The following is a 6,710-nucleotide window of genomic DNA, read 5'->3' on the forward strand; positions in this document are numbered from 1 at the left end:
ATCAATTTTCCTTGGGCAGGAGATAGCCGGTGGTCGAATGGTCGGACGCGAGGTAGCGGGCGGCAACGGCCTTAACCTGATCGGCGGTGACCTTGCGGACGCGGTCCGGCCATTCCTCGACGTCTTTTACATTGCCGCCTGTGGCAAGCGTTGCGCCATACATGTCGGCGATAGAACTCTGCTCGTCGCGGGCGAAGATCATCGAGCGGACGTAACGATCCTTGGCCTTCTCCAACTCGCCTAATGTGACGCCGTCCTTGGCGATGCGGGCGACCTCGACCTCGACCGCCGCCTGGACATCGGCCAGCTTGGCGTCGCCGCGCGGTGAGCCGTGGATGCTGAAGTGGCTGGCATCCAGCATGGTGCCCTCGAAATCAGCGCTGACCTCCGCGGCTATGCCCTGCTTGACAACGAGCTCCTGGTTCAGCCGACTGCGGTTGCCGCCGGCGAGAATCTGTGCCAGCAGGTCCAGCGCCTCGGCTTCGCCGGGCTCGGCGGTGCGATAGGACGGCACCACCCAATGTCTGGAGAAGAGGGGGACCGAAACGCGGTCGTCGCTCAGCGTCAATGTGCGCTTGGTGTTCTGCACCGGCTCAGAGGCGCGCTCACGCGGCGGCAGCTCCGGTCCACGCGGGATGTTGCCATAGGTCTTCTCGGCCAGCGCCTTCACGGCCTCGGGGTCAACGTCGCCTGCCACCACCAGCACGGCGTTGCTCGGCCAGTAGTATTTGTAATAAAACGTGACGGCGTCGCTGCGATTCAACTTCTCGATCTCGTGCATCCAGCCGATCACCGGGATCCGGTAAGGTTGGCTCTGCCAGAGCGCCGTGACGACCTCCTCATCGAGAAGCGCCTGCGGATTGTTGTCGACCCTCGAGCGACGCTCTTCGCGGACCACGTCCCGCTCCGTTTTGATGACGTTGTCTGTGAGGGTGAGATTGCGCATGCGATCAGCCTCGTAGCCCATCATCTGCTCAAGTGCCGAAGGCGGCACTATTTCGTAGAAGGCGGTAAAATCGTAAGAGGTGAAGGCGTTGAGAGAGCCCCCGATCTCGGACACCGCGCGGTCCAACTCGCCGGCGCCGTGATTGGCCGTCCCTTTGAACATCAGATGCTCGAGGAAATGTGCGATGCCGGACTTGCCAGGGGGCTCGTCGGCGCTGCCGACCTTGTACCAGATCATGTGGGTGACGATGGGCGCGCGGTGATCCGGAATGACAACCACCTCCATGCCGTTCTCGAGCAGGAACTTCGCTGCCTTGATGTCATTGGTGGCCGCCAGAACCGGAGCGGCGGTGGTCACAAACGACAGCGCGGTCGCAAAAAGTGTCCCGCGCAGCCAGCCAGACCGAAGATTCATCGATGGCTTCGGTTGTGGTGACCGGGCAATGGGCAAGGTTCGAGGCGAAGTGAGTTGTCCCTCATTTTGAAGGTGCTGCGTTCTCGTCGCCCTCACTGGGAGAAAGTGGATAGGTGGGCAGCGCCGGGCCAGATGAGCCCTCAGCATGCTGCCAGGCCCGACTCGAGCGTTATCTTTGAATGCGTCGTGGAAAGGTGGGGCGGCATTTTTTGGTGGGGTATCATGCAACGACTCTCCTGGCTTCGTATGTGTTTGCGATGACCACGCACGCACCGTGCCAAATGAGAAAACCGTTTCGGCAATGTGATTGATCAGACTCTGTGTGTTGCGTATCCGACATTGTCGGACATCTGACACTGAACCGCTCCGGGTTTGCCGGAGGCCGTTTCGTTTGAGTCACGCTGCCATGGCCGGCTCTTCGAGCATGGCGTAGTAGCGTTCCTCGGCTTCGGCCGGCGGGATGTTGCCGATGGGCTCCAGTACCCGGCGATTGTTGAACCAGTTGACCCATTCCAGCGTCGCGAACTCGACGGCCTCGAACGAGCGCCATGGTCCGCGTCGATGGATCACCTCGGCCTTGTAAAGGCGTTGATCGTTTCGGCGAGAGCATTGTCGTAGCTGTCGCCGACACTGCCCACCGAAGGTTCGACGCCAGCCTCCGCCCAGCGCTCGGTGTATCTGATAGAGACGTATTGAGCGGATTCAATCGGTCGTCGCAACAGTCTCGATCTTACCATTTGCCAGGACTTGGTCGAGCGCTTCTGCGGGAGTTTTCCATCCAAGCGTCTTGCGGGGTCTGGTGTTGAGCGCATGCGCGACCGCATCGAGTTCGTCGGCACCGTGCTGGCTGAGATCGGTGCCCTAGGGAAGTACTGTCGCAGCAAGCCGTTCGTGTTCTCATTCGTGCCGCGCTGCCAAGGGCTTTGAGGATTACAGAAATAAATCTGCAGGCCCGTTTCGATCTTTAGCCGGGCATGCTGGGCCATTTCCGCGCCCTGATCCCATGTGAGCGACTGGCGTAGATAGTCGGGAAGACGTGGTAATCGATCGTGTGATGGCGTCCCGCACCGCTTCTGCTCCGTGTCCTGCCAAGGCCGGTCCGTTCCTTATGGTCTTACCCTGTCCATGGCCTTCCATTCGCGGCAGGTACAGCAACAGAGTGAAGCGCGTCGTACGTTCGACAAGCGTGTCGATCGCGGAACTGCCGAGGCGAGGATTAGATCGCCCTCCCAGTGCCCGGGCACGGCGCGGTCGCTGATCTCCGGCGGCCGCTCGCTTATCATGATCGCCTCGTCTAGGAAGGCCTTGCCACGACGCCGGGCCCGCTCTCGTGGCATCCGCAGCGCCCGGCCTGATCGCAGACAGGCGGTGAGTTTCCGTCGCAGGGCTCCACGCCCCTGGATATAGAGCGCCTGATAGATCGCCTCGTGGCTGATGCGCATGGTCAGGTCCTCGGGGAAGTCGAGCCGAAGCCGGTTCGCGATCTGCTCCGGACTCCAGGAGGTCGCCCAGCGCCGGCTTTGGCGATGAATGGCGCGGCGTCCCTTCCATAGCACATCCGGACCGCTGAAGCCGACCGTCAGCTGTGCTGATCTTGCCGACGAGCCGCTCCTGGACGTAGTCGCGCAGCACCGGGTTGTTAACGAGCTTGCCCCAGCTCGGTCGCTTGGCCGCCCGATCGGCATGCCACTGCGCGGTGCTGGCACGGTAGTCCAGGTTGCCGCTCCGCGTCGCCGCGTTACGTCGCAGTTCACGGGAGATAGGGATCGCGGAGGGAATGACCAGCGAGGATGCTGCATTGGCGGCTGGTATGTCGCAGCCTGTCGGAACCAGATTGTTCCGACGGGCGGGCGGCATGGCACCAGTGATGTTCAGATCTTCAACCAAGCCGCCATCAGAGCGGTACCTCTCATTTGCAGAACGCGAGGAGATCGCACTTCTTCGCGTTCAGGGTCTTTCGAGACGCGAGATCGGACGCCGACTTGGCCGATCCGCGTCGACACGCCGTAGACGCGGAAGTTAGCCTCGAACACGCGTCGGACCTCGTCCTTCAAGGCGGCGTCGGATTTCGCGCGAGCCGATAGTTTGGTGGGATCAGCCCGCTTCGCGACATGGTCGTGGTAGGTCGACGGGGCGATCGGCACCTTGCAAATCGGCTCGACCCCGTGCGTCTGGCGGTGATCGTCGATGAACGCGATCATGGCCTGAACCGGCGGTCGAGCTCCGCCTGGGCAAAATACGCGCTCGCCTTGCGCAGGATCTCATTGGCCTGTCGAAGCTCACGGTTCTCACGTTCCAGTGCCTTCAGCTTCGTCGCAACATCCGTAGGCACCCGACTCGCACGCCACTGTCGCGCTCGGCCTTCTTCACCACTCATGCAGCGTCTGCGCCGTGCAGCCACATCTTGGCGGCGATCGGCGAGACCGCAGCCCACCGCGACGTATGCTCGCCTTCGTGATCCAAAACCAGCCGAACCGCGCGAGTCCGGACCTCGGGAGAGAACTTGTTGGTCGTCTTGCTTGTCATGGCTCCACCTTCTCAGGAGTTGGAGCCTCCGATCAACCCGGGGCGGTTCACTCAATTGGATCAGGCTACCCTAACAAAAAGACTCGGCACAATCTGGGTGCCGGGTCTTTAAGGTCACATGTGATTGGGTAGGTGATGTGACGCTTCTTGGCTACGCCCCGCATGATTAACGAGCCGTTAACTGCGCGGCATTCCTCAGCTTCTATTCGGCGAGAAGAGCGACCACATAGGTCTCTTGGCGCCGGGACTAACCCATATGTCCCGGACAATGTGCCGACGTTATTGCGTTCATGGGTCACTGGATGACGATTTCGCTGTTTAGGGTGTCAGTCAAGAGGGCACGCTGCATTTGCGTTCGCAAGCTGTCCCATCAGCGAGATGTAATGGCGGAATTTCCTATCTAGGAATCAATGCCCGACCGCACAAACGGCAGTCTGCTTCCGATTTGCTGCCGCCTTCGCCGCGATCTTCGCCATCCGGCTGATTGCCGCCGCAAGCCTGCGCGTGCCATGGCTCGACAGGTCAGAAACTCGGGACGGCTTATGGATGATGCTAGGGACACATTGGCAAGGCTTGTGGTAACCCTATTGCAGGGTCAACCGGGCCAGGGTGACGCAATCAGGGGCTCTCGCATACAACCGGTGTTTGGCTACTCCATGGATCATCTGCGATTTAAATCAAATACGTCCAAGGAAATTGACGATTGCGCGACCCTCACCTCGTAGACGGCTAACGCGGGCGGCAACTGAGAGGGTAAAATGACAAGCGATTTTTCCGCCGCGCGAGTGCATCTAGATCGAGCGTATCATTATCTGCGAGGTGATGACCCGATGAGCCGGAGGGGTCGCGAAGCCTTGGATTTGCTAATTGAGGCAGTTGCCGGCGAGGAGTTCAAGCAGCCGAGCCAAAACGCGGATGTGCTAATGTTTCCGCTTGGGCGTCGCTTCTGAGGCGATCTCCAAGGTGGCAATCATGAACGCCCGTCAAGGCATGAGCCGAGTCTGCAATCGAATGGGAGTCCGAGGCCTATCGCTCACAAACTCGGAATTTCGCTGCGCCTATTGTCATCGGCGGCAGCTATTCCGGAATGGCCGCCGCCCAGCAGTTCCGCCGCGCCCGCGCCAGGTTCCTGGTGATCGACGCCGGGTTGCGGCCGAACGCTTTTTCCAGCCATTTGCCTGCCTTCCTGTCCCATGGCGGCGTCGATCCGGCCGAGATCAGGAACGGTCGCCTGAGCAGCTTTCGCGCTACGCGACCCCCTTGTACGACGGAACGGCCGAACGGGTGAGGAGCCGCGACGGTTTCGGCTCTACTGCCCGACGGCCTCCGCGGAGAGCCGTCGAGTTGTCGCTGCCGGCGTTTCAGATGCGCTGCCAAGGGTCAATGGGCTGGCTGAGATATGGGGAAACAGCGTTCCACGGACCCTGATGTATGACTGTGAACTCTATCGGGACGGTTCGGCGTGGGTTGCTGCCGATCCTGCTCGGTCCACCAGGCACTTCGTCTGTCCGAATGAGACCGCTGCTTGGCGCTGCGGGGCGAATGCCCATTTTTCCATAATCATTGCATATATCAGTGCTGCGCCCCCGCCAATCCGAATTGCCGCGATCAATGGAGTTGCCGCATTCGCGTTGGCGAAACGGAGTGGTCGCTCAACCCTTCTTCGGGATGAAAGAAGGCCGGATGCTATTCCGATGGTGGTTCTGGCCACCGCTGCGACCGCTATCGTTCGGGATGGCAGTCAGGTCGATGCCGGATGAGTGGCCGCTTCACGAGCCCACGCTTCTGTTTGATCTCGACGGCAAGGGGCCGCTGCTGCCTCATGCTCTAGGCGACTTGGGGAGGTGCGAATATTATCTAGGCCGAGCACGTTTTCGCCACCGCTCCCTCATGCTCATGAGAGGGTTCGAATCGTTGATTGTCTTCGAAGCCACGAGGCCAGCGGCTTCTCCGCCGCATCCGTGCCCGCGCTCGCTTCTAGTCCTGCTTTCATGACCAGCGCTACTACGGCTATATGGTCGGTATACGTGCCGAACATTTTCGGCCGGATCGACTTCAAGGAAAAGGGCGGCATCGCTGCCGCCCTCAAGATTGTGAGGTGCATGGATTAGAAATCCATACCGCCCATGCCGCCCATGCCGCCGCCGCCCATGCCGCCAGGCATGCCGCCGCCAGCCGACTCCTTCTTCGGAGCCTCCGCGATCATGGCTTCGGTGGTGACGAGCAGGCCAGCGACCGAGGCCGCGTCCTGGAGAGCCGTGCGCACGACCTTGACCGGGTCGACGATGCCCATGGCGATCATGTCGCCATACTCGCCGGTCTGTGCGTTGTAGCCGAAGGTCGCGCCCTTGTTGTCGAGGATCTTGCCGGCAACGATCGAAGCTTCCGCACCAGCGTTGGCCGCGATCTGGCGGGCCGGAGCCTGCAGCGCGCGACGCACGATGGCGATGCCCGCGGACTGGTCGGAGTTGACGCCAACAGCGTTGATGCTCAGCGAAGCGCGCAGCAGTGCGACGCCTCCGCCGGGAACGATGCCTTCTTCGACGGCCGCGCGGGTCGCGTTCAGCGCATCGTCAACGCGGTCCTTCTTTTCCTTGACTTCGACTTCCGTCGCGCCGCCGACGCGGATCACCGCAACGCCGCCCGCCAGCTTGGCGAGACGTTCCTGCAGCTTCTCCTTGTCGTAGTCCGAGGTGGTCTCTTCGATCTGCTGCTTGATCTGGGCGACGCGGCCCTGGATCTCTTCTTTCTTGCCGGCGCCGTCGACGATGGTGGTGTTCTCCTTGGAGATCGACACCTTCTTGGCGCGGCCGAGCATGTTGAG

The 6,710-nt window shown here is 61.2% G+C and carries 4 protein-coding genes, 4 pseudogenes and 1 other annotated feature; of the genes and pseudogenes, 3 read left to right on the forward strand and 5 right to left on the reverse strand.

The window, feature by feature from the left end:
• Position 1: 1 nt before the first annotated feature.
• From AC0L24_RS29130 to AC0L24_RS29140, 3 genes and pseudogenes are all read right to left on the reverse strand, one after another.
• Complete coding sequence (locus AC0L24_RS29130; RefSeq protein WP_473564572.1) at positions 2 to 1,360, reverse strand: M16 family metallopeptidase; 1,359 nt, start codon at positions 1,358 to 1,360, stop codon at positions 2 to 4.
• Positions 1,361 to 1,756: 396 nt separating this feature from the next.
• Positions 1,757 to 2,058 (reverse strand): annotated as a pseudogene (locus AC0L24_RS29135) (integrase core domain-containing protein); the annotation flags it as partial.
• Positions 2,059 to 2,062: 4 nt separating this feature from the next.
• Positions 2,063 to 3,121 (reverse strand): annotated as a pseudogene (locus tag AC0L24_RS29140) (IS30 family transposase); the annotation flags it as partial.
• 4 nt (positions 3,122 to 3,125) lie between these two features.
• On the opposite strand from AC0L24_RS29140, the pseudogene AC0L24_RS29145 reads away from it, so the two are divergent.
• Positions 3,126 to 3,371, forward strand: a pseudogene (locus AC0L24_RS29145) (helix-turn-helix domain-containing protein); the annotation flags it as partial.
• Here AC0L24_RS29145 and AC0L24_RS29150 read toward each other — a convergent pair.
• Positions 3,361 to 3,886 (reverse strand): annotated as a pseudogene (locus tag AC0L24_RS29150) (transposase); the annotation flags it as partial. The pseudogenes AC0L24_RS29145 and AC0L24_RS29150 sit on opposite strands and share 11 nt — an antisense overlap.
• Positions 3,490 to 3,603 (reverse strand) — a sequence feature (AL1L pseudoknot). Its footprint overlaps the pseudogene before it by 114 nt.
• A gap of 758 nt (positions 3,887 to 4,644) precedes the next feature.
• Between AC0L24_RS29150 and AC0L24_RS29155 the strand changes: the two are divergent.
• A complete protein-coding gene (locus AC0L24_RS29155) occupies positions 4,645 to 4,836 on the forward strand; it encodes a hypothetical protein (RefSeq protein WP_473564573.1) in 192 nt (63 codons plus the stop codon).
• 137 nt (positions 4,837 to 4,973) lie between these two features.
• On the forward strand, positions 4,974 to 5,174 hold the full coding sequence (locus tag AC0L24_RS29160) for a hypothetical protein (RefSeq protein WP_473564574.1): 201 nt from the start codon (positions 4,974 to 4,976) through the stop codon (positions 5,172 to 5,174).
• Positions 5,175 to 5,993: 819 nt separating this feature from the next.
• Here the strand turns inward: AC0L24_RS29160 and AC0L24_RS29165 are convergent.
• On the reverse strand, positions 5,994 to 6,710 hold a 717-nt coding region (locus tag AC0L24_RS29165), incomplete at its 5' end, for a TCP-1/cpn60 chaperonin family protein (protein WP_473564575.1).

The organism is Mesorhizobium sp. WSM4809, from assembly GCF_055811655.1.

Bases quoted from the DNA above. Each gene is read 5' to 3' on its own strand.
- AC0L24_RS29130 (WP_473564572.1), bottom strand. From the start codon at position 1,360: ATGAATCTTCGGTCTGGCTGGCTGCGCGGGACACTTTTTGCGACCGCG.
- AC0L24_RS29160 (WP_473564574.1), top strand. From the start codon at position 4,974: ATGGCCGCCGCCCAGCAGTTCCGCCGCGCCCGCGCCAGGTTCCTGGTG.
- AC0L24_RS29155 (WP_473564573.1), top strand. From the start codon at position 4,645: ATGACAAGCGATTTTTCCGCCGCGCGAGTGCATCTAGATCGAGCGTAT.